24 protein-coding genes are annotated in these 20,860 nt (G+C 40.0%); 7 read left to right on the forward strand and 17 right to left on the reverse strand.

Annotation, left to right across the window (positions count from 1 at the left end; all coding sequences use genetic code 11):
* Positions 1 to 40: 40 nt before the first annotated feature.
* From guaA to QVH07_RS01260, 9 genes are all read right to left on the reverse strand, one after another.
* Complete coding sequence (gene guaA, locus QVH07_RS01220) at positions 41 to 1,570, reverse strand: glutamine-hydrolyzing GMP synthase (RefSeq protein ID WP_289998299.1); 1,530 nt, start codon at positions 1,568 to 1,570, stop codon at positions 41 to 43.
* Positions 1,571 to 1,717: 147 nt separating this feature from the next.
* Positions 1,718 to 2,719: a phosphotriesterase family protein gene (locus QVH07_RS01225; protein ID WP_289998300.1), complete on the reverse strand. Its 1,002-nt coding sequence runs from the start codon at positions 2,717 to 2,719 to the stop codon at positions 1,718 to 1,720.
* Positions 2,720 to 2,835: 116 nt separating this feature from the next.
* Positions 2,836 to 3,831 carry a ligase-associated DNA damage response exonuclease gene (locus tag QVH07_RS01230; protein WP_289998301.1) on the reverse strand — a complete coding sequence of 332 codons (996 nt, stop codon included), beginning with the start codon at positions 3,829 to 3,831 and terminating at the stop codon, positions 2,836 to 2,838.
* Between the two features lie 17 nt (positions 3,832 to 3,848).
* Entirely contained in the window at positions 3,849 to 4,478 is a 630-nt protein-coding gene (locus QVH07_RS01235; protein WP_289998302.1) for a flavin reductase family protein, read from the reverse strand.
* Positions 4,475 to 4,918 (reverse strand): hypothetical protein, encoded by a 444-nt coding sequence (locus QVH07_RS01240; protein WP_289998303.1) that lies wholly within the window; start codon positions 4,916 to 4,918, stop codon positions 4,475 to 4,477. Before QVH07_RS01240 ends, QVH07_RS01235 begins: the two co-directional genes overlap by 4 nt.
* Positions 4,919 to 4,933: 15 nt before the next feature.
* Positions 4,934 to 5,197: a hypothetical protein gene (locus QVH07_RS01245; protein WP_289998304.1), complete on the reverse strand. Its 264-nt coding sequence runs from the start codon at positions 5,195 to 5,197 to the stop codon at positions 4,934 to 4,936.
* Between the two features lie 67 nt (positions 5,198 to 5,264).
* Complete coding sequence (locus tag QVH07_RS01250; protein WP_289998305.1) at positions 5,265 to 5,945, reverse strand: SDR family NAD(P)-dependent oxidoreductase; 681 nt, start codon at positions 5,943 to 5,945, stop codon at positions 5,265 to 5,267.
* A gap of 100 nt (positions 5,946 to 6,045) precedes the next feature.
* The gene (gene folE, locus QVH07_RS01255; RefSeq protein ID WP_289998306.1) at positions 6,046 to 6,750 is read right to left on the reverse strand and encodes a GTP cyclohydrolase I FolE; all 705 of its coding nucleotides are present in this window, start codon (positions 6,748 to 6,750) and stop codon (positions 6,046 to 6,048) included.
* Positions 6,710 to 7,120, reverse strand: coding sequence for a 6-pyruvoyl trahydropterin synthase family protein (locus tag QVH07_RS01260; RefSeq protein WP_289998307.1), 411 nt, complete (start codon positions 7,118 to 7,120; stop codon positions 6,710 to 6,712). Before QVH07_RS01260 ends, folE begins: the two co-directional genes overlap by 41 nt.
* Before the next feature lie 281 nt (positions 7,121 to 7,401).
* Between QVH07_RS01260 and QVH07_RS01265 the strand changes: the two genes are divergently transcribed.
* Positions 7,402 to 8,085, forward strand: coding sequence for a murein L,D-transpeptidase catalytic domain family protein (locus tag QVH07_RS01265; protein ID WP_289998308.1), 684 nt, complete (start codon positions 7,402 to 7,404; stop codon positions 8,083 to 8,085).
* On the opposite strand, the gene QVH07_RS01270 is transcribed toward QVH07_RS01265, so the two are convergent.
* From QVH07_RS01270 to QVH07_RS01285, 4 genes are read right to left on the reverse strand one after another with little or no spacing between them, the layout of a single operon-like run.
* The gene (locus QVH07_RS01270; protein ID WP_289998309.1) at positions 8,086 to 9,696 is read right to left on the reverse strand and encodes a L,D-transpeptidase family protein; all 1,611 of its coding nucleotides are present in this window, start codon (positions 9,694 to 9,696) and stop codon (positions 8,086 to 8,088) included. It abuts the gene before it with no gap.
* Positions 9,697 to 9,712: 16 nt separating this feature from the next.
* Positions 9,713 to 10,558 carry a 3-deoxy-8-phosphooctulonate synthase gene (gene kdsA / locus QVH07_RS01275; RefSeq protein ID WP_289998310.1) on the reverse strand — a complete coding sequence of 282 codons (846 nt, stop codon included), beginning with the start codon at positions 10,556 to 10,558 and terminating at the stop codon, positions 9,713 to 9,715.
* Positions 10,555 to 11,130 (reverse strand): KdsC family phosphatase, encoded by a 576-nt coding sequence (locus QVH07_RS01280; RefSeq protein WP_289998311.1) that lies wholly within the window; start codon positions 11,128 to 11,130, stop codon positions 10,555 to 10,557. Before QVH07_RS01280 ends, kdsA begins: the two co-directional genes overlap by 4 nt.
* A complete protein-coding gene (locus QVH07_RS01285) occupies positions 11,112 to 12,650 on the reverse strand; it encodes a bifunctional GNAT family N-acetyltransferase/carbon-nitrogen hydrolase family protein (RefSeq protein WP_289998312.1) in 1,539 nt (512 codons plus the stop codon). The genes QVH07_RS01280 and QVH07_RS01285 overlap by 19 nt, the downstream gene beginning before the upstream one ends.
* Before the next feature lie 126 nt (positions 12,651 to 12,776).
* On the opposite strand from QVH07_RS01285, the gene QVH07_RS01290 reads away from it, so the two are divergent.
* Both QVH07_RS01290 and QVH07_RS01295 read left to right on the forward strand, forming a co-directional pair.
* Positions 12,777 to 13,679, forward strand: a complete 903-nt coding sequence (locus QVH07_RS01290; RefSeq protein ID WP_289998313.1) for a mechanosensitive ion channel family protein — start codon at positions 12,777 to 12,779, stop codon at positions 13,677 to 13,679.
* A 55-nt stretch (positions 13,680 to 13,734) separates the two neighbouring features.
* Positions 13,735 to 14,658, forward strand: a complete 924-nt coding sequence (locus tag QVH07_RS01295; protein WP_289998314.1) for a DUF6089 family protein — start codon at positions 13,735 to 13,737, stop codon at positions 14,656 to 14,658.
* Between the two features lie 3 nt (positions 14,659 to 14,661).
* Here QVH07_RS01295 and QVH07_RS01300 read toward each other — a convergent pair whose 3' ends face one another.
* A complete protein-coding gene (locus QVH07_RS01300; protein ID WP_289998315.1) occupies positions 14,662 to 15,129 on the reverse strand; it encodes a GNAT family N-acetyltransferase in 468 nt (155 codons plus the stop codon).
* Positions 15,130 to 15,197: 68 nt separating this feature from the next.
* On the opposite strand from QVH07_RS01300, the gene QVH07_RS01305 reads away from it, so the two are divergent.
* From QVH07_RS01305 to QVH07_RS01315, 3 genes are read left to right on the forward strand one after another with little or no spacing between them, the layout of a single operon-like run.
* Positions 15,198 to 15,710: a RidA family protein gene (locus QVH07_RS01305; protein ID WP_289998316.1), complete on the forward strand. Its 513-nt coding sequence runs from the start codon at positions 15,198 to 15,200 to the stop codon at positions 15,708 to 15,710.
* 1 nt (position 15,711) lies between these two features.
* The gene (locus tag QVH07_RS01310; RefSeq protein WP_289998317.1) at positions 15,712 to 16,407 is read left to right on the forward strand and encodes a porin family protein; all 696 of its coding nucleotides are present in this window, start codon (positions 15,712 to 15,714) and stop codon (positions 16,405 to 16,407) included.
* Between the two features lie 14 nt (positions 16,408 to 16,421).
* Positions 16,422 to 16,967 carry a GNAT family N-acetyltransferase gene (locus tag QVH07_RS01315; RefSeq protein WP_289998318.1) on the forward strand — a complete coding sequence of 182 codons (546 nt, stop codon included), beginning with the start codon at positions 16,422 to 16,424 and terminating at the stop codon, positions 16,965 to 16,967.
* Positions 16,968 to 17,022: 55 nt separating this feature from the next.
* On the opposite strand, the gene QVH07_RS01320 is transcribed toward QVH07_RS01315, so the two are convergent.
* The 3 genes from QVH07_RS01320 to QVH07_RS01330 all read right to left on the reverse strand — a co-directional run bounded on the left by QVH07_RS01320 (position 17,023) and on the right by QVH07_RS01330 (position 19,317).
* Complete coding sequence (locus tag QVH07_RS01320; protein ID WP_289998319.1) at positions 17,023 to 17,973, reverse strand: hypothetical protein; 951 nt, start codon at positions 17,971 to 17,973, stop codon at positions 17,023 to 17,025.
* Between the two features lie 97 nt (positions 17,974 to 18,070).
* Positions 18,071 to 18,844 (reverse strand): hypothetical protein, encoded by a 774-nt coding sequence (locus QVH07_RS01325; protein ID WP_289998320.1) that lies wholly within the window; start codon positions 18,842 to 18,844, stop codon positions 18,071 to 18,073.
* Between the two features lie 65 nt (positions 18,845 to 18,909).
* On the reverse strand, positions 18,910 to 19,317 hold the full coding sequence (locus tag QVH07_RS01330; RefSeq protein ID WP_289998321.1) for a group III truncated hemoglobin: 408 nt from the start codon (positions 19,315 to 19,317) through the stop codon (positions 18,910 to 18,912).
* 167 nt (positions 19,318 to 19,484) lie between these two features.
* On the opposite strand from QVH07_RS01330, the gene QVH07_RS01335 reads away from it, so the two are divergent.
* The gene (locus QVH07_RS01335) at positions 19,485 to 20,831 is read left to right on the forward strand and encodes a glucoamylase family protein (RefSeq protein WP_289998322.1); all 1,347 of its coding nucleotides are present in this window, start codon (positions 19,485 to 19,487) and stop codon (positions 20,829 to 20,831) included.
* The last annotated feature ends 29 nt before the right edge of the window (positions 20,832 to 20,860 follow it).

A 20,860-nucleotide genomic window follows, 5' to 3' on the forward strand; every position in this document is an offset into this window, starting at 1 on the left:
AAAAACCTGTGAAATTTCACAGGTTTTAATATCTCAAGCTCTACTCCCATTCTATGGTAGCAGGAGGCTTAGAAGAAATATCGTATACTACTCGGTTTACCCCTTTCACTCTGTTAATGATTTCATTTGAAATTTTTCCAAGGAACTCATAAGGCAGATGAATCCAATCGGCAGTCATACCATCTACAGACCCAACTGCTCGAAGAGCGACAACCCTTTCATAAGTCCTTTCATCACCCATCACTCCGACGGACTGAATCGGGAGTAGCATAGCTCCTGCCTGCCAAACATCATCATAAAGACCGTGATCTTTCAGTCCCTTAATAAAGATATGATCGACTTCTTGAAGGGTATTTACTTTTTCAGCAGTAATATCTCCCAGAATTCTGATTCCAAGACCAGGTCCAGGGAAAGGATGTCGCCCGATAATTTTCTCAGTAATCTCAAGGGCTCGTCCCACTTCTCTTACCTCATCTTTAAAAAGCGTATTCAAAGGCTCTACCACAGATAGTTTCATAAAATCAGGAAGCCCTCCCACATTGTGATGAGACTTAATGGTCGCGGACGGTCCCTTTACCGAAACGGATTCGATGACATCCGGGTAAATCGTTCCTTGACCTAGCCACTTCACTCCATCAATTTTATGTGCTTCATCATCAAAGACTTCAATGAAGACTCTACCTATGGCTTTTCTTTTGGCCTCTGGCTCTGTTATCCCGGCGAGAGCATCATAAAACCTTTGTTTGGCATCCACCCCTATCACATTCAAGCCCATGTGCTTATAGGAATCTAAAACCTCCTCAAATTCATTTTTCCTTAAAAGTCCATTATCTACGAATACACAAGTCAATTGGTCACCGATCGCCTTATGAATAAGTGTGGCTGCAACAGAAGAATCAACTCCCCCTGAAAGTCCCATGACTACCTTATCCGAACCGATTTTTTCCTTCAACTCCGCCACCGTGGCATCGATGAAGACATCCGAAGTCCAATCCTGAGCACAGCCACAAATCGAGACTACAAAGTTTCTGAGAAGGTTTTTACCCTCGGTAGAATGGGTGACTTCTGGATGGAATTGGATTCCGTAAGTTTTTTCACCCTCAACTTTGAAAGCGGCAACTTCAACCGAGGAAGTACTTGCAATCACCTCAAAGCCTTCAGGTAATTTCTTAATGGTATCTCCATGGGACATCCACACCTGGGAACCATGAGTCATTTCTTTTAGCAAGTCATGATGCAAATCAATGTGATCTAGATTTGCTCGGCCGTATTCACGAATCGTAGAAGGCAAAACTTCGCCACCATACTTCTGAGCCAGAAGCTGGGAACCGTAACAAACTCCTAAAATTGGAAGCTTTCCTCTAAGAATATCTAAATCCAAATCTGGAGCGTTTTCATCCCTTACTGAGCATGGGGAGCCGGAGAGAATCACCCCTTTAGTTTCCTCACCTATGTCTGGGACATTATTATAGGGATGAATTTCGCAATAAACGTTCAGTTCTCTGACTCTTCGGGCGATGAGTTGGGTGTACTGAGAACCGAAATCAAGGATAAGGATTTGTTCTGCCATGCGCAAAGGTAAGCAGGCCTGACCGATTGATAAAGGTTGGCAAAGAAAATTTGGCAAGAGATTATAAAAACTTGTACGTCGTGGTGGATACCAAGATTGATAAACCTTATTCTCTGTGGCAGATTTAGAAATCTGAAGATCTAGTAACTAAAGAATAGCAAAAGCAAGCTTTGGATTTTCTTTTAACAATAAATCCCAATCTTCTTGGGTGAATCCTTTTTCATTAAGGGTTGGAATTAGCTTTTCGAAAATATTGGTGAAAGGTTGAAAATCTCCACCTCCTGCTTTGGCCGGATCATACCAGCCGGCATCATGGGAAATCAGCACCTTGCCAAGTATCCCATTTTCTTTGGCGAAAATCAAGCGATCCACATAGGGGTCAATTGCCCAGCCAATTCCGTCTAAACTAATCCAAACACCCATCTCTGCTGCAACTAGATAATTTTCAAAAGACGGTTCATTTTGGGCATGAACCCACACAAATTCGGATGGGTTTACACCTATTTCTTGAAGTATTCTTACCTCCTGCACAGCGGTTCTCCAAGTTCCTGTATGAGAAGCTATGGTCAAACCTGTTTTTTGATGGGTAATCCCTGCTGCTTTGACTAGCTTCTGATCAATAAGCGAAAGAGTATCAGCTTCATTCACCGAAATTTTAATAAATCCTGGTTTAATGCCAGTACCTTCAATTCCATTTTCAAATTCAGCTATCCATCGATCTGCCAACTGCTCTGCAGATTCGGTTTGAACAAAATCGGGCAAATACTTCCCTCCCACCGCACCATAAAATCCAGTATTAGTCAAGATTTGGATTCCAGACTTTTCGCTAAGGGATTTGAGCAACAAAGGATCCTTGGCCAAGTAGCTAGGAGTACAATCGAGAATGCTTCGTACGCCATATTGCTTTACTTCCAAAAGAAATGGAAGTACTTTCTGTACTACAGAATCACGATTCCAATGATCGGAATTGATGGAATCGGCTCCAATAAAGTCCACAAGCATGTGCTCATGAATCAAGGTCAAACCAAGCGAGTCAATTGGAAAATTACCTTTAACAGAATTGAAATATCCAGCACTATTATCAGGCTCCGAACTTTGACAAGAAAAAAGTAGGACACTTAAAAAAATGTAAATCAAGAACTTATACATCAGGATGAAATTTGATCTACCTCCAAGGTATTGGTAGATCTTTAATTATACAATCTTTCAGTTTTCCATTCCGGCATGGCAAAAAAGTTCTTCAAATCTTTCAATTTAGTAGATTTCTACTCCACCTCTTCTTCTCCAAAAAGAGTCTCCAACTCTAGAGCATCAATTCCTTTTTCTTCCCTTAAAAACCGACCGAATGAGGCCGTATTACCATGGGTTAGATACACCTTCTCCGCGCCCGTACCTTCAATGGCGGAAATTAACCCATCCCAATCCGCGTGATCAGAAAGCACAAACCCCCGATCTGCGGCTCTTCTTCTTCGCGTCCCGCGAATAGCCATCCAACCTGAGCAAATTCCTGTACGATACGGGGAAAATCTTCTCATCCAGGGTGTACCCATTGCGGAAGGAGGAGCAATGATCATAGCTCCTTTGTACTGTGATTTTGGAATTTCTTGGGTTACCTTAGGTAGGTCAAAAATTTCAATTCCATTTGCAATAAGTGCTTGATTGGTATTCCAGACAGCCCCATGAAGGAAAACCTTTCCAATAGACAAATCCAAATTTTGAATAATGCGCTGGGCTTTTCCTAAGGAGTAAGCGAAAAGAACCGAATTTCTCCCTTCCTCTGAATTATTTTTCCACCATGAATTGATTTGATTCATCACTTCAGTCTGCGAATCCCATTTATAAACCGGCAAACCAAAAGTGCACTCAGAAACAAACTCGTGGCATTTTATTGGTTCGAAAGCAGTTGAAAGCCCATCATCTTCCACTTTGTAATCGCCACTTACCACAGCTACTTTCCCTTTATATTCAAGTCTGATTTGGGATGAACCTGGGATGTGTCCCGCTGGATGAAAGGACAACTTAACTCCATTTATATCGAGTGTTTCACCGAACTGGATGGTTTCGAGATTAATGTCATTGCCTAATCTCAATTTCATGACTTCCTTTGAAAAATCATGCGCTAAATATTTTCGCATGCCCCATCTGGCATGATCTGAATGGGCGTGTGTAATGACTGCTTTTTCCACGGGTTTCCATGGATCGATATAAACTCCAGCCTGCGGACAAAAAAGTCCTGATTTAGTTAATTCAAGTAATTGCAAAATAACATTGGGTGGCTTTAGATCTCTGTAAGATCCTGATTTGGCTTTGCGTAAGCAAATCGAGCTATCTTTTCTGCTTTATGGTACTCATCAAGTCCAGATACTGTTACCGAATCTAAAATATTTAAATCCAGCGAACCATCCTCTCTCAAGCCTTTTTCCTCCACAAAAATATGTTCAATACTCCCAATAAGAAGTACTGTTTGATTCACTTTTAATTTTTGCGTTTCTACTAATTGGCACCCAATCTTGAGAGGGCTCTGCTCAACAAATGGGGCTGGAAATTCATTGAGATATACACTAGCCAATCCTGTTTTCTCAAATTCACTTCCTTCCCAACGAGCAGAGGTCCAATGAGCTTGTCTGCAAAAATCCGGTGTGACGTGATTTAGTGTAAAAAATTGAGTTTCAAGGATGTTCTCTAAAGTATCTCTCTTAACGGTGTGTGGGCGAAACAAAATTCCAACCATTGGTGGATTCGCGCCTACATGAAAAATTTGTGAAAAAGGAGCAAGATTGGTTAACCCATCTGCATTTTGGGTACCGATGAGATTAAGACTTTTATAACCAGATAAACAATTAATCAGATTCCTTCTATAGAAGGAATCTTCATTAAGAATTTGTTCATGATCAAAATGCCGGGTCATCGTATAATTGCGTCCTCTACGGATTGGCAATATTGAATATCCAGCTGATCAATGATATTATCTGGATAATTCTCCAAAATTTGAGCTTTGGCGATTTGTACCATTTTCTCAAACCATTTTTCATCAGGAAGTATTTTCCTATGCTTTGTAACCCCATGAGATAGCATTTCTTTTTTCCAATAAATGAAATACCACTCCATGGTGGGTTGATGAAAAGCCCTTAAGGATCTTTTGTCGAAAATGAATTTCTCAAAATCTCCAGACTCCACAATTTTCGAAATATCGTGAAAAACAGTTTTGAATTCTTCGATGGGAATATAATCGAGCAGGAGTTCACAAATCACCGCTTTATGCTCACCGCTTGCATAAATTCGTGCCGAACGGAATTCTTTTACTAGCTCAAAATTATTAATTGCTGATTTTGTAAGTAAATCTGTCATTGTGTTCAGAATTAATTAGTAAACACCGTTTCGTCTTTGCTCTTTCGACTCGGAAATTTCTTCCTTAAATTTATCCAAGTCATTCTCAAGCTGTGAAGCGTAATCCAGTGTGGTTTTCAACATATCTTGTTGAGAACTAATTTGCTCCTTCAATCTACAAAGTTCAGCATTCAGTTCAGCAATCCTCATTTCATACTGCTTGCCAAGCCGATCCTTCTCGAGTTGTAATTTTTTCAGCTCTTCTTTAAACAGAAGAAAAGATTCAGGCGGAGTCTTCATAATCACAGTTCTATCATCTCGGGACTATACCCTTATTTACTACAAATAAATCTTCAATTTGTTTGAATTATCTAACCACTGACATACCTCCGTCCAGATGGAGGATTTGCCCTGTCATCCAAGATGAATCATCAGATAACAAATATAAACTTGCTTTGGCTATATCTTCTGGTGTACCTACACGACCTAAAGGGTGCCTTTTGTCTGATGCTTCCTTTTTATCAGGAGTACTTAAAAGCTTAGAGGCCAAGGGAGTATCCGTCAATGATGGAGCAATAGCGTTGACACGAATCTTTTGCGGTGCCCACTCTGCGGCCAATGATCTGGTAAGACCTTCTACCGCTCCCTTAGCTGAAGCAATACCTGAATGGAAACTCATGCCCATTTGCACTGCTACCGTACTAAAAAGAACTACTGATGGAGAAGAAGATTTTTTAAGCCCGCGCATGCAAGCCTGCAAAGTTTTGACAGCTCCGAAAAAATTAATTTCCATTTCTTTCTGAAAATCTTCTAAACTTATTCTATGAAAAGGTTTCAAGTCAATACTACCAGGACAGTAGACCAAACCATCAATCACCTCTGGCAGATTTTCAAATTCTGGATTATTAGAAGTAATATCAAGTGCAGTAGTTCCTTCTCCACTCTTCGAAAAAAGAAATAAATTGGCTCCTTCTGCCTTTAATAATTCTACAATTTTTTTACCAATTCCAGAGTTACCTCCTATGACTACAATATTCCGTTTGTTCATATAATCTAAAGCTATTTTTAAAGCTTTTTGTTTTCAATAGCCAAAAAAAAACCGGATAAAATCCGATTTTTTTTTGTTGGTTTAGCCTTATGAGAAAATTTTATTTTTTTAATTCAATATATTTTAGGAATTCATTTCGTGATTGCTCGTCATGTTCGAATTTCCCAGAATAATACGAAGTGACAGTAGAACTGTTCGTATCCTCCACTCCTCTTGAGCTTACACATAAGTGATACGCATCCAAAATCACTGCAACGTCATCTGTTCCTAATGCTTCTTTTAGTTCATTCCCAATTTGCATAGTCAACCTTTCTTGCACTTGTGGTCTTTTAGCGAAATATTGGACTATTCGGTTGATTTTAGATAATCCTATTACCTCACCCTGAGAAATATATGCCACATGAGCCTTTCCAAATATTGGCACAAAGTGATGCTCACAGTTTGAATAGAAGGTAATATCCTTCTCAACCAGCATTTGCTTGTACTTGTATTTGTTTTCAAAGACTTTAATTGAGGGTTTGTTTTTTGGATCCAGCCCACTAAAGATTTCCTTCACGTACATTTTCGCTACTCGGTATGGAGTACCTTTCAGACTGTCATCCGTAAGATCTAGCCCCATTACATTCATAATTTCCCGAAAGTGCTTTTCAATGAGCTCAATTTTCAAATCATCATCCATTTCAAATGCATCTTCTCGGAGTGGCGTTTCTACGCTGGTACCCACGTGCTCATCTCCCAGCTCTTCAAATCTTTCTTTTGCTAAATCAATTTCCATCGTATTCAACAAAGTTTCTTTCTGTTTCATAGAGTTTTACTTTCAACTCAAATTTATTTTCGATTTTTCTTCGAAGCTTTTGCCAAATGACTACTGAAATATTCTCAGCAGTTGGGTTAAGCTCTTTGAATTCCTCGGTATCTAAGTTTAAATTTTTGTGGTCGAACTTATTCAATACCTCTTCTTTAATTAAATCACTAAGAAGTTTCATGTCGTACACATATCCCGTGTCTGGATCAATTTCACCCTTTAGCTCCACAATCAAATTATAATTATGACCATGGTAGTTTGGGTTATTGCACTTACCAAAAACCTTTTGATTCTTTTCTTCACTCCATAAAGGATTGTGAAGACGGTGGGCACAATTGAAATGTTCTTTTCGAAATACGCTTACTTTCATCGGTTAGTTCAACAGAGATTTATTTCTTTTTGTTTAATTATTCGAACAAATGTTTAAACAAAAATTTTAAAGCTCTGTTTTTCAGTTAATTATTTTCAAACAAAGAAGCCGTAAAATTATAAAATATCTATTGGCTGTTTTCGTTTCTGACCAAACACTGAACGATTATCGGTTAAAAAACATTCAACTTTCAAAATAATTAGCTCTAAAGGAAGGGCAATTATTTGATTTAAAGCAAAACTAAAACGCAAAATTGGCCCACCCTTTGCCAATCCACTGCCATGATTAGATTATTACTTATGTTCGCCCTTGCGGGTTTTACCACTTTCCCGCTCGCCAGCAATGAACAAGTTTCTCTACCAACTGATCCTCTTGATCCAAGTAAGGAACTATACATTTCACTAAAAATGAATCATTCGAATATCCCGAATGAGGAGGTGTTCGGATTAGCATATACCGGTTGGGAAAAACTTCATGAGGAAATAGCCTCGCCAATTATGACCATTATTGACTTTAGTCTTCCTTCTACAGAAAGAAGAATGTGGATCATTGACATGGAAAATGCTGAAATTTTACAGCATACAGTAGTTTCTCACGGAAGAAATTCAGGAGATCTTACCCCAAAAACATTTTCCAACAGACCTGAATCGTACAAAAGTAGCCTAGGGTTCTACATGACTGCGGAGACGTACTACGGAAAACATGGATATTCACTTAAGCTGGATGGGCTTGAGGAAGATTTCAATGACCAGGCAAGAAACCGTGCTATTGTAATTCACGGTTCGCAATATGCACGAGAAGAATTTGCTAGAAGAACTGGAAGATTGGGAAGAAGCCTGGGTTGCCCAGCGATACCAAAAGAAATTTCAAAGGAAGTAATCGACACGATTAAAGAGGGAAGTCTGATCTTTGCTTTTGCAGAAAACGAAGAGTATCTGAAAGGATCCCAAATTCTTAATTCCTGATTACTTTTTTAGCGCAGTTAAAAGTCTTTCGTCTCTTTCATAAATGTCAGGTCGAAAGTGTCCTTGTCCTTTCGAATCTGCCCAAAAGGTCAAATAAAGCAATACTACAGGTATTTTATTCTTAAGGTAGACAGTCTTTTCAGTGGATTGATGCATCGCTTCGTAGATTTTTTCATCCGTCCACTCAGGATCCTCTGAAAGTAAAACTTTAGCCAACTTATCAGGGTTTTCAACCCTGATACAACCATGGCTCATTGCCCTTTCCTCCTTTTCAAAGAGGTATCTTGCTGGAGTATCATGGAGGTAAACACTGTGATTGTTCGGGAAAATAAATTTAACCAGACCAAGTGAATTAGTTTCCCCTGGCTTCTGTCGAAGGCTATAGGGAAAGCTTTTTGATTTCCAATCCACGGCAGACACAGGAATAACCTTACCTGATCTATCCACAATTTCCATATTCTTTTCCGCAATGTATCCTGGATCTTTCCTTGCCTTTGGTAAAATCTCATTATGCGTGATAGAATACGGTATGTTCCAATATGGGCTAAACACGATGTAACTCATATCAGCTGAGAAAATTGGGCTTTCATGAAATTTCTTACCGACTATCACTCTCTCTGTGAGCAAAGTGTCCAAGTCGTACAAAAAGTCTACCTGGTAATTCGCGATATTCACCAAAACGATGGGGCCATCTTTGACGGTGTCTGGAAGCCAGCGTAATCTTTCCATATTCACCCTTGCTTGATCTACAAGGTCCATTGGAGAATAGTTTAATCTTTCCAAGGTCATCTTACCGATGATTCCGTCGGAATTCATACCATTTCTTTTTTGAAAATCCATGATGATTTTCATGTCAGTAGAGTCAAATAGTTCACCTTTGGAATCGTCATATTCCTCCAAACCCCAAAACGCTAATCTTCTCCGTATTTCAGGAACTACTTTATCCTTTTGTCCTACTTTCAAGGCACCTCTTACGGAGAGCTTCTTCCAATCGGCTGGAGCTTTATCTGCGAATTCATACAATCGTCGAATAACCTTTTTCCCGTTTTCATACATCCGGAAGTCCGGGTCGATCCGGTCCAAAACAATTTTAGGATTTTGCCCCTCCTGAATTTCTCTGAGTAATTCGGAATAATTGTACCTAGGAACCTTTCGTTGAATTTCCCAATCCTCGGTAAACTCTGAACGATCCACTTTACCCTCTTGCAGATCATGCGCCAACCGAAAAAATGAATCGGTAAGTAAAAGCTCAAAATCCGCCATTCGGCCTTCTTGAAGATTAACTTCCTGAGCAAAAAGGGAAAGTTGGGTAAAATGATAATCTTCTGGAAAAAGCCCATCATATTTTATTTCCTCAAGGGCTTTTAAATATTCTCTCACTGAAGTATTCAATTTCCCCCCGCTAAACCATACTGGTTGAAAATTATCCTCGGTATAAAATCGATGAATATCACTATTGTATTCCAGACTTAAAGAGCCTATCCGAAATGATTCCCCGGGAAGGTTGTTTTCCAATTTCCTCCGAACCAATTCACCTACCTCAGTTTGACCGAAGGAAACCAAGGTTGAAAAAAACAGCAGAACCGAAATGACGGATGTAATCTTGCTCATAACAATCTAATAAACTCTAAACCTGAATGTCTTGATATTTCCGGCCTAGGCTCCATGACTCTTTTAGCATTTCTAAAAAGTCCCCCATTCTGTCTAAAGGAATGAGATTAGGTCCATCACTTAAAGCCTTAGAAGGGTTCGGGTGAGTTTCTATGAAAAACCCGTCAATTCCTGTTGCGGCCGCAGCCCTGGCAAGGTATGGCGCAAAGAACCTTTGTCCACCACTTGTGCCACCCTGTCCGCCGGGTTGCTGAACAGAATGCGTTATATCAAAAACCACTGGAGCAAACTGCCTCATGGTGGGTAAACTCCTCATGTCCACCACCAGATTATGATACCCAAGCGAATACCCTCTTTCGGTTAGGCAAACATTATCATTTCCTTCGGCCCGCACTTTTTTAACTGCATACTGCATGTCTTCGGGAGCCATAAATTGGCCTCTTTTTATTTTTACGGATTTTCCTGTTTTGGCTGCAGCCAAAATCAAATCAGTCTGCCTACATAAAAAAGCGGGGATTTGGAGTACGTCTACCACCGCCCCTACTTCTTCTGCTTGATAACTCTCGTGAATATCTGTGACCAAAGGGACAGACAGTTCCTTCCCAACCTGCTCCAAAACCTGAAGAGATTTATTCATGCCTATACTTCTGAAAGAACCTGAAGAGGTCCTGTTGGCCTTGTCAAAAGACGCTTTAAATACATAATCAAATCCGTGCTCCGCTGCCCAGGCTTTTACCTTCGACCCAATTTCTAGGCAAATATCCAAGCTTTCCACTGCACAAGGTCCTGCAAAGAGAACTGGCCTTTCACCACCCAAAGTGATTTGATCATTAATTTTCATTACATGTCCTGAAGTCTTCATGTTTTGTTTTTTGTGTATGAATCATAAATGTCCACCAGCTTTTCCTGTGCAAAAAGAATAATGTCTACCACCTCTCTGAATACACCTTGCCCACCGCTAGCTTTTGTGATGTAATGTACCCTTGGTTTGATATATTCTATGGCGTCCGCAGGAGCAACAGCCAATCCTACTTTCATAAGTATGGGCAGATCAATTAGATCATCTCCTATATAGGCCACTTCTTCTGGTTTGAGCATTAAGGTATCCAAAACATCCTCCAACCTTTTCCCCTTATCCTTGACTCCATGATAATGAAAATCAAAATTAAGCTCCTCACAACGTCTTTCTACTACCTTTGATGCTCTTCCCGTTATGGCTCCCACGAGAACTTTGTTCTGCCGAACATGCTTCACTCCCAGTCCATCCTTCACATTAAATTTCTTGATTTCCATTCCGGAGTTATCATAAATGATACCACCATCAGTCATCACACCATCTATGTCAGTAATGATTAGTCGGATGTTTTTAGCAGCCTCAATGATATCCGTGGGAATATCGGACATTATCTGAGCGATTAGTTCTTTTGTTTCCATTGTATCGAATATAAGTCTAATCTTCTTTGCTCAAGATTTCTCACACTACCTGCCTTTCGCTGTTTGGTTAAAAGTGAAAGATCCACATCGGCTACAATTGTGGTTTCAAAATTTTCTGATGCCTGGGCCACTACTGCATCATGAGGAAATGAAAAGTCTGAAGGGGAATAAATGGCGGCCTTTGAAAACTGAATATCCATGTTTTCTACCTTAGGAAGATTTCCCACCGAGCCTGTTATCGCAACGTAACATTCGTTCTCTATAGCTCTTGATTTCGCACAAGTATCCACTCGTAGGAAGGCATTTTTGGTATCTGTCCAAAAAGGAACAAAGAGGATATCCATCTCCTGTTCTGCGAGAATTCGTCCGAGCTCAGGAAATTCCACATCATAGCAAATGAGAATTCCTATCCTTCCACTATCCGTGTCGAAGACTTTAATTCCATTCCCTCCTTGTAACCCCCAATAAGCAGCCTCATCAGGTGTCACGTGGAGTTTATACTGCTTGGAATTTGTACCATCTCGACGACAGAGGTAACTGACATTCAGCAATTTCTTGCCATCATATTCTGGCATAGACCCGGCAATGATATTTACGTTATATGAAACTGCCAACTCACTCATTCTGGAAACTATCTCTTCGGAATATTCCGCGAGATGTCGAATAGCTTCTGAGGCATCTAAATGATTGAACTCTGCGAGAAGTGGGGCATTGAAAAATTCCGGAAGTAAACAGAAATCAGATTTATAACCGGAAACTGTATCTACGAAGAATTCCACTTGCTGCATTAGATCATCAACATTCGAAAAACGCCGCATTTTCCACTGCACCAGACCAAGACGAACAATTGACTTATTGCCTATGAGCTTTTCATCCTTTTCGTAATAAATATTAATCCACTCGAGAAGAGTAGCATAGGCCCTGGAATCCGTATCCAATGGTAAGTACTTCGTTATTACCTTTCTAACGTGGAACTCATTAGCCAGCTGAAAAGACAAGACTGGATCAAAAATCTCTTTATTCTTTACCTGGTCGATATACTTCCGAGGGCTCAGCGTCTTGGCATATTTTGCATATCCTGGAATTCTGCCGCCTGCTATGATGGAGCGTAGATTTAGGTTTTCACAGAGTTCCTTTCGGGCATCGTATAACCTTCGCCCTATTCGCATCCCCCTATATTCCTTATCTACAAAAATATCAGTACCGTAAAGGGTATCGCCTTCATCATCATGGGTATCAAACTTTCCATACCCTGTGATTTGATCATAGTTATGATTATCTCCAAATCTGTCGTAATCAACTATAATCGATAAGGCTCCTGCCACTACTTTTCCGTTGTCCTCTATACAAATCTGCCCTTCTGGAAATACTCTTAGCTGGTTTCTAAACTCGGCTTTGGTCCAAACCCCATCTTCCGACTTATAAATAGTAGACATGATTTTAGCCACATCATTGTAGTCGGATAGTTTCAAATTCCGAAGCTTGAGCCGATGCTCAATCTCCTCCCATTGTTTACTCATACTCAAATTTAGATTAATTCATGAAATTAACCTCTGACAATTTTCAAAGTACCATTTTTAGTCCCTGCTTAACAAAAGCAAGAATTTTAAATACTTTTGAAAATAGAAGGTGGTAATTTGAAAAATATGCAAGACAATCTCATAGAAGCAGTACAAAAACCCGCTGAAGATGTATTGGGTTGGTTAAAGGAAGTTTTAGACTACAGCATGTTTCATCTTGGTGAGACAGAACTCACCATAGGATTGGTACTTACCCTTCTAATCTCATTTGTTGCGCTTTTTGTTATATCAGAATGGATTCGTAAGCTATTAGTCAATAAAATTCTAAAAAAGTACCAGTTAGAGGCGGGTACCAGGCTGACGATAGGTACCGTGGTCAAATACATCCTGATTTTAGGAGGTGTATTTTCCATTCTTCAAACTAATGGCATTGATCTAAGTGCCTTCGGAATTCTGGCAGGTGCCATAGGTGTAGGTATTGGTTTTGGTTTACAAAACATCACAAACAACTTCATCAGCGGCCTGATCATCCTTTTTGAGCAGCCTATTAAAATAGGTGACAGAATAGAAGTAGGTGACGTATCAGGAGATGTGATAAAAATCTCAGCCCGATCTACCATGATCGTGACAAATGATAACATTAGCATCATTGTACCAAACTCTCAATTTATTGATAGCCAGGTTATTAACTGGTCACACAATGATCGGAACATTCGTTTTAGATTCCCTGTAGGTGTATCTTATAAGGAGAATCCCGATCATGTTAGAAAGGTTCTCTTAGAAGTAGCCGATAAGAATAAAGGAGTCCTTCAAACACCTAAGGCCGATGTGATTTTCGAAGAATACGGAGATAGCAGTCTGAAATTCATTTTGATGGTTTGGACCTCAGACTACATCGATAAACCAAAAATTTTACAGAGCCAGCTGTACTTTGAGATTTTCAGGAGATTTGCCGAAGAAGGGATAGAAATTCCTTATCCTCAGCGAGATCTGCATTTGAAATCAGGATTTGAAAAATGGGATAAATAGGCTATTTTTCCACATATTATTAAAATATCAGGAGTTCACCTCTGTGAACCTCAGCATGAAAAAGCTTCTTTTCCTTATTTTATTCTTTTCCTCAATTTCAGCTTACTCGCAGAGTTTCTATAGGTTTCGTTACGTTGAACCCTGGTCTATTTCTGTTAGTGCAGGTCCAACTCAGTATTTTGGTGAGCTCTATTCTTTTTGGAAATATCAGGAAGGAATCCAACCAGACTGGAATGCTAACATGGCTTTCAGCTATACCTTTGGGACGAATCTGCGGGCAAAAGGAAATTTTTCTTATATAAAAATGTCAGGTCAGGATCCACCTGCAGATCCAAGAAGTAATCGTGAACCTCGAGATTTACATTTTAGAGCAACTAACTGGGAGATAAATGGCACCATAGAATATTACTTCAAACCAGTGAAGGTGAATAATATAACAAGGGAACTATGGAATTTTTACATTTTCGCAGGTTTAGGAATGTCCACTAATAATCCTGAGACCCGTCTCAGGGACGAATGGGTAGATCTGAGACCTTACCAACTTGAGAATAATCCATACGAAAAATACATTGTCGTCATCCCTACTGGTGCAGGCTTTAAGTACAAGTTAAATGTTTACATGGATCTAACCTTGGAAGCTAGCTACCGCTGGACCTTTACAGATTACATGGATGATATTTCAGCATACAATATCAGTGAGTTTTATCTGGATTTGGTGGAAGATTATGTTTCTGGAGAGAATCCGGATCGGCTTCGATTAGCAGTTAGAAACCCAAGATTCATTGATGAATTTGGGGAACCTGATGTCGATAAAATTCTTCAAAATGGAGGTAGAATCCGAAGAGGCTCAGGTTTGGATGAAAGATTTGATGGCTACCTGACAGTAAACCTTGGAGTAGAAATATACTTCCCAAGAGACATTTGGGACAATTTCATTTTCCGAAATAGAGTGAACGAGAAGGCCTTCCGATTCTGGTAATAATTAAAGTAAAGCCATTTCCATTTTTACATCACAGCGGCAATATTTGCCTTCTTCAGGAATTACATTCCTAAATCCCAATTTTTCATAAAGCCTTAAGGCAGTGCCAAGTTTAGAGTTGCTGTAAAGGATGAGCTTTTTTCCACCCATTTCTTTCGCTTTTTGGATGATTGCTTCTCCCAGGGCCCTTCCAATCCCTAATCCTTGGGCTTCTGGCCTCACTCCCATCTTGATCATTTCAAAAGTCTCATGATCCACTTTCGATAGAGCAACGGTTCCAACTATTTTTTCATTGTGCTTAGCAAAAATGATTGATCCTCCTTTTTTGATAATGACATTTTCCGGATCATCAAATTGGGCTTGATCAACCGGTTCAACCGAAAAAAAACCTTCTACCCAGGGTAAGTTGATTTCTTCAAAATGCTTTTGTAATTCTCTTGAGTATGGAAGAATTTCGAAAGTCTGCTGCATGATCTCAAAGTTTGGTCCTCAAATTAACCAGAAAATCTTAGCTTAGAACTGAATTATATCTCATCCTAATGAAATACTTACGACTTTACTTTCTCTTTGCGTTAATCTTTTCTTCCACACTCGTTTCACATGCACAAACTCCTGAAGACAGAATAAAGGAATTGGGCTTGAATCTTCCAGAAGTTGGAGAGCCCATGGGTACTTATGTGAAATGGCGACAAGTCGGGAACGTGATTTATCTTGCCGGAAATGGACCAGATGTCTTTGGCAAAGTCGGAAGTGATCTCACGTTGGAAGAAGGATATCAAGCTGCCAGAGAGACTGGGGTAGAAATTTTGGCCGTGCTTAAGGCCGCTTGTGGCGGAGACTTGAACAGAATTAAGCAATTCGTGAAAGTATTGGGAATGGTAAATTCAGCACCCGATTTCACCGATCACCCGAAAGTTATCAATGGATTCTCTGACCTGATGGTTGAAGTTTTTGGTGATGATGGAAAACATGCTAGGTCCGCCGTAGGTGTAGCCGCCTTACCAAATAATATCGCTGTGGAAATAGAAGTTATTGTTGAGTTAAAAGAATAAGGTGAAAAAGCTCCTTATCGCATTCATCCTAGCTTTATTTAGCTACCAAGCCAATTCTCAGGTTTTAATCTCCTTACTTCTTGGAGATAAACTAAATTCTGATGGTTTGGAGTTTGGATTGGAGGGAGGTTTTAACTGGTCTAGCATGTCAGGGCTGGAGACCAACAGTGCTTTAAGCCAGTTTAACCTCGGTTTTTACTTTGACATCCGAGTTAAGAACCAGTGGTTTTTAAATACCGGTGTGCTTGTGAAGAGTGCCATGGGAGTAAATAAATTAACCGATAATGACCTAACCGTCCTAGATGCTAGAACTTATGCGGACGAAGGAACCTACAGTCAGGTGGTACGATATTTTGCAGTGCCCATTCTGGCCAAGTATAAATTTGATAATCGCTTCTTTTTAGCTGCAGGCCCTCAAATTAATCTAAGAAACCGAGCATGGATTGAGTTCAACTCAGATAACGATGGAATCGAAGCAAAAATCAGGCAAGACAATCGAGATGCATGGAGCCGCTTTGATGTAGGAGTCACAGGAAATCTAGGATATCAGCTACAGAAAGGCCTAGGAATGAGCTTTGGTATTAAATATTATCAAGGCTTTGTCGATATCTATAAGGTCGACGCTAATTTTAAGAATAGGTCTTTCTTTGTCTACCTAATGGTGCCTATTGGCAAAGGTAAAGCTGAATTAGATTGAGCTACTGCAGTACAATGACCCCAGCGAAGAATAATTATCTTTTTAGTACAGAAAGACTTGGATTCAAGCTCTGGGAGAATCATGACCTGGAACCATTCACAGCCATGAATTCTGACTCTGAAACCATGAAATTTTTTGCAGGGCTGATGGACAAGGAAGCTTCGGAAAAAAAAATGATCCAAATGAACAAAATGTACAAGGATCATGGCTATTGCTACTTTTGTGTGAACCTACTGTCTACCAATGAATTTGTCGGGATTATTGGGCTTGGTTATAAAGATTTCCAAACCGATTTTACACCCTGTACCGATATAGGGTGGAGAATCAGACGAGATTTTTGGAATCAGGGCTTAAGCACGGAAGGTGCTCAAGCCTGCCTTGATTACGGTAAAAGCTTAGGGCTAAATGAAATCGTATCGATGGCAAGCCCGAACAACCATGCTTCCATTCGTGTGATGGAAAAAATCGGAATGCAATATTGGAAGCACTTTGATCATCCCGAATTATCGGAATCGCCTCATTTAAACCCCATGGTACTTTACCGAATCAAATTTCCATAAGAAATTGAAAGCTTCTCTTTTTGCTTTGGCCCTGGCCTAATTGAAGAGATAAATATTAGTAGGACCTACACTTATCCAATACCTCGCTTTTGAAAAAATTATCTGACTCCAAGACCCTAAAAAAGTCCTTTAGGAAAGAATTGATATTCCTTACATCCGAATCATCCAAATACAACTGTTTTTCAGCCAAAGACATGATAACATCTTTTTTAGCTAAAAACTCTTGCCTAACATGCTGCATTAACTCTGGGTCCCTACAGAATCCACGGTAAAGCCGATCTGTAATTTTCTCTATTTCCACCAAATCACTCACCAGAGCATAGGGAGGGTTTACCAGACCTGTCATGTCAAAATCATAAGCCAAGGGTACGAAGGTCGTTTCTCCTATTCTCATTATCTTTTGGTTATGCGTGAAGAGGCTGGACCAATCAGTATTACCAATCATGTATTGGAACATATCATGACGAACAGAAGCCGTGTCCGCCATAAAACTAGGTCCAATCCTTTTTTCATCATATATCGATCCTCCAAAACGCTCTGCCACCAGATCGTCATCTTCTATGATAAATCCTATCAGCTCTTGTTCTTCCTGCTTTCGATCATCCCCGTTTACAAAAGTTATTTTGATCAGTCGAGTAGGAAAGTAATACGGAGTAACCTCTTCAGCCAGCTTATAAGCTAGAAACTCTTTACCGACAAAGTCCAATGCATTTTTATTTTTTGAACAGGGGAAAACGACCTTTAATCCTTTCTGCCCACTGAAGGGCGTTCCTTCTCTATCTCGTTTCTTCACCTTCAGCCGCATTGGTGGGTAGTAGCAGTTATCCAATCTAAAGTTTCCCCTGGTCCGAATTTCAGCATCCACTTGCTCCCAATCACCATCTTCAGTTTTAAATTCCACCGAAGTATCCATGTAGGTGGAATCATTGGTGTTTTTTCGAAGGTCTTTGATGGAAAAAGACATTTTCATTTCCAAAGGCTCCTGCGATGCAAAAAGGGGAGCCATGTCTTGAGCTTTTATCCCTGAAAAAATAAATAGACAAAAGGCTATTCCGGACAAAATTCTCTTTATACAACTTATCATATCTCTATCATTTTAAATTTCATTCGTTTTTTATCTCCACCAAGTCATCCTCGTTAACTCGAAAGCTATCCAGGTGAATATCATCAAGACCATCTTGATCAAATGGATTCTCAAGTTGCTCTTGAACATTAAAAAGGGATATCAAAATAAAGGTGGAAAACAGACACAAAAAATAAAGCACCCAGATATCCCAATCCCCAATTCCAGAACTTAACCTATAATACAAAGAAGGAGAATAAATAACCGGATATAAGTAAATAAAAATCAGACAATAAGCCCTAATACTTGTGGGAGTCCGGTGTTCCTTTATCGCCCCTGCATTCTCTATTCCCTGATAGACATCCCTGAAAAGACCATAAATTTTTAAGGTTGGGCCAGCTTTAAATTTTTCTTTCCGTTCATTGACAAACGCCGTAACTCTTGAGGCTTCCTTTCTAACAGATTCAAAACCTAATGTTTCTGGACCTAAGTAAAGGGTCATTAATCTGGATATCTCTAAAATATGGCCTCGTATCATTATCCTCTCTTGACCATTTAACTTCGAATTACTCTGGATGCTGGCATCGGTTGTTATTAACCCAGACCTAAACCTGGAAAGAAACTCCAAGGCTTTTTCTCGTCTTTTGAATGCACTGCGAATGGTGAAAACCAGCGGAAAAATAATCGCAATACTGATCATAGTCAGGTCAAAATTATACTCAAAATTAAAATTGACCGTCAGGAATACAGCTACAGCTGCGATTCCTAAGGCAATAAAAGTTCTCTTATTAATGATGGACAGATATTTTTCCATTCGCGTGGGTTTAAAAAAATCAATCAGGGCATTGAGGCCAATGCTTTTAGAAAGATAAAAAAATATTAATTCTTCGGAGAATTTTCTCTTGCCTCCCAAATGCGCATAAATAACATGTGTGCCATCCGTCGGGCATGTTCTATAGCAAAGTCTGCGTTTTCTCCTTCAAAGTATCTGGTGATAGTCGAGAACCAAAGTTCCAACCAATTCCCGAAATGAGCCTGATCTATTTCATTACCCACTTTTTGATCCACTTCACGATGAACCTTAGTGGGGTTGAACTTGGCTTTTCCAGGACCTGTTTGGAAAAGAATCATTTCCCAAAAATCTGATAGGTGCTCAAGATGATGCTCCCAATCCTCGACCACATGATCGAATACCGGCCCCAGCCGATCATGTTCCCTCACTTGAGAATAAAATCTTCGAACTAAAAAATCCACATCCTTTCTATCCCTTAAATCTCTTCTTTCCATATTTCGTGCAGGTCCATTAATTTAAATTACAAGTGATCAAATACATTCTTTTGATCGTGCCTGAGCAGTTTTCAAAATTAAGTTCTTTTTCCATTCCACATATTCTCCGGCAATTCAACCAAGTGAATAAGATGTATATTAACCCCTAGAAAAATCCCGGTCCTTTCATGAAATGGTTAACCCTCGCATTCTTATTCTTTGGTTTCAATTCTTGTGTCGAAAGTCAGGAATTCTCCAATTCAAATCAACCTCAAGAATCTCTATCTGACGAGGAGCTTCTGGATCTTATCGCCTACAAGACCTTTCTTTATTTCTGGGAGGGTGCCGAACCCAATTCTGGAATGGCTCCTGAGAGAATCCATATGGATGGGATTTATCCTGACAACGATGAACACATCGTCACCACAGGAGGTACAGGAATGGGTTTGATTGGAATTTTAGGAGGGATTGAACGTGGATGGATTAGCCGGGAAGAAGGGTTTCAGAGATTTTCGAGAATGGTGAGCTTTCTTGAAAAGGCCGACCGATGGCATGGAATCTGGCCACATTGGTTGGATGGAAAAACTGGTAAAGTGAAACCCTTCAGCCAAAAAGATGATGGCGCAGACCTGGTAGAATCAGCTTTTCTGATCCAAGGTTTACTCGTGGTGAAGGCCTATTTTGAAAATGGAAATGATGGAGAAAAAGAACTTGCCTTAAGGATAAACAGACTTTGGAGAGAAATGGAGTGGGATTTTCACACCAATGGTAAAGATGTTCTTTATTGGCATTGGTCCCCTAACTATGGCTGGGAAATGAACTTTGCTCTCGAAGGTTACAATGAGGCCTTAATCGTTTATGTCTTAGCCGCCTCCTCGCCTACCCATCCGATTTCACCTCTCGCTTATCACAAGGGTTGGGCACGCGCCGGTGGGATCAAAGCCAATGATTCTGGAGCTTTTGGTTACCGACTACAGCTTAAGCATAATGGAGCGGAACTCATGGGCGGGCCTTTATTTTGGGCACACTATTCTTTCCTCAGCCTAAATCCTAATAACCTTAAAGATGACTACGCTGATTACTGGTTGGAAAACACCAATCAAACCCTGATCAATCGTGCCTGGTGCATAGATAACCCCAATGGGTTTAAAGGTTATGGAGAAAATCTTTGGGGATTGACTGCCTCTTATTCCATAAATTTTTATGATGCACATCGGCCAGGCAATGACACTGGGGTAATTTCTCCAACTGCAGCTGTTTCTTCCATAGTTTATACTCCGAAGGAATCATTAAAAGTGATTAGGAATCTGTATAAAAACTTCGGGGAAAAAGTACTTGGGCCATATGGGTTTTATGACGCCATGAGCCCCGAGCATGATTTCTTTCCTGAAAAATACCTTGCCATAGATCAAGGTCCAATGGTAAGCATGATAGAAAATTATCGATCCGGTTTGGGATGGAAACTATTCATGAAAAACCCGGAGATACAGCAAGGTCTTGACAGGTTAGGCTTCACCTACCAAGTACCCCAATAAACTTATCCCAAATTCTCAACGAAATTAAC

This window comes from Algoriphagus sediminis (assembly GCF_030403435.1).
GTDB lineage: Bacteria > Bacteroidota > Bacteroidia > Cytophagales > Cyclobacteriaceae > Algoriphagus > Algoriphagus sediminis.

Coding starts and splice junctions, on each gene's coding strand:
- guaA (WP_289998299.1), bottom strand. CDS start 1,570: ATGGCAGAACAAATCCTTATCCTTGATTTCGGTTCTCAGTACACCCAA.
- QVH07_RS01225 (WP_289998300.1), bottom strand. CDS start 2,719: ATGTATAAGTTCTTGATTTACATTTTTTTAAGTGTCCTACTTTTTTCT.
- QVH07_RS01235 (WP_289998302.1), bottom strand. CDS start 4,478: ATGACCCGGCATTTTGATCATGAACAAATTCTTAATGAAGATTCCTTC.
- QVH07_RS01240 (WP_289998303.1), bottom strand. CDS start 4,918: ATGACAGATTTACTTACAAAATCAGCAATTAATAATTTTGAGCTAGTA.
- QVH07_RS01245 (WP_289998304.1), bottom strand. CDS start 5,197: ATGAAGACTCCGCCTGAATCTTTTCTTCTGTTTAAAGAAGAGCTGAAA.
- QVH07_RS01250 (WP_289998305.1), bottom strand. CDS start 5,945: ATGAACAAACGGAATATTGTAGTCATAGGAGGTAACTCTGGAATTGGT.
- folE (WP_289998306.1), bottom strand. CDS start 6,750: ATGAAACAGAAAGAAACTTTGTTGAATACGATGGAAATTGATTTAGCA.
- QVH07_RS01260 (WP_289998307.1), bottom strand. CDS start 7,120: ATGAAAGTAAGCGTATTTCGAAAAGAACATTTCAATTGTGCCCACCGT.
- QVH07_RS01265 (WP_289998308.1), top strand. CDS start 7,402: ATGATTAGATTATTACTTATGTTCGCCCTTGCGGGTTTTACCACTTTC.
- QVH07_RS01270 (WP_289998309.1), bottom strand. CDS start 9,696: ATGAGCAAGATTACATCCGTCATTTCGGTTCTGCTGTTTTTTTCAACC.
- kdsA (WP_289998310.1), bottom strand. CDS start 10,558: ATGAAGACTTCAGGACATGTAATGAAAATTAATGATCAAATCACTTTG.
- QVH07_RS01280 (WP_289998311.1), bottom strand. CDS start 11,130: ATGGAAACAAAAGAACTAATCGCTCAGATAATGTCCGATATTCCCACG.
- QVH07_RS01285 (WP_289998312.1), bottom strand. CDS start 12,650: ATGAGTAAACAATGGGAGGAGATTGAGCATCGGCTCAAGCTTCGGAAT.
- QVH07_RS01290 (WP_289998313.1), top strand. CDS start 12,777: ATGCAAGACAATCTCATAGAAGCAGTACAAAAACCCGCTGAAGATGTA.
- QVH07_RS01295 (WP_289998314.1), top strand. CDS start 13,735: ATGAAAAAGCTTCTTTTCCTTATTTTATTCTTTTCCTCAATTTCAGCT.
- QVH07_RS01300 (WP_289998315.1), bottom strand. CDS start 15,129: ATGCAGCAGACTTTCGAAATTCTTCCATACTCAAGAGAATTACAAAAG.
- QVH07_RS01305 (WP_289998316.1), top strand. CDS start 15,198: ATGAAATACTTACGACTTTACTTTCTCTTTGCGTTAATCTTTTCTTCC.
- QVH07_RS01315 (WP_289998318.1), top strand. CDS start 16,422: ATGACCCCAGCGAAGAATAATTATCTTTTTAGTACAGAAAGACTTGGA.
- QVH07_RS01320 (WP_289998319.1), bottom strand. CDS start 17,973: ATGGCTCCCCTTTTTGCATCGCAGGAGCCTTTGGAAATGAAAATGTCT.
- QVH07_RS01325 (WP_289998320.1), bottom strand. CDS start 18,844: ATGGAAAAATATCTGTCCATCATTAATAAGAGAACTTTTATTGCCTTA.
- QVH07_RS01330 (WP_289998321.1), bottom strand. CDS start 19,317: ATGGAAAGAAGAGATTTAAGGGATAGAAAGGATGTGGATTTTTTAGTT.
- QVH07_RS01335 (WP_289998322.1), top strand. CDS start 19,485: ATGAAATGGTTAACCCTCGCATTCTTATTCTTTGGTTTCAATTCTTGT.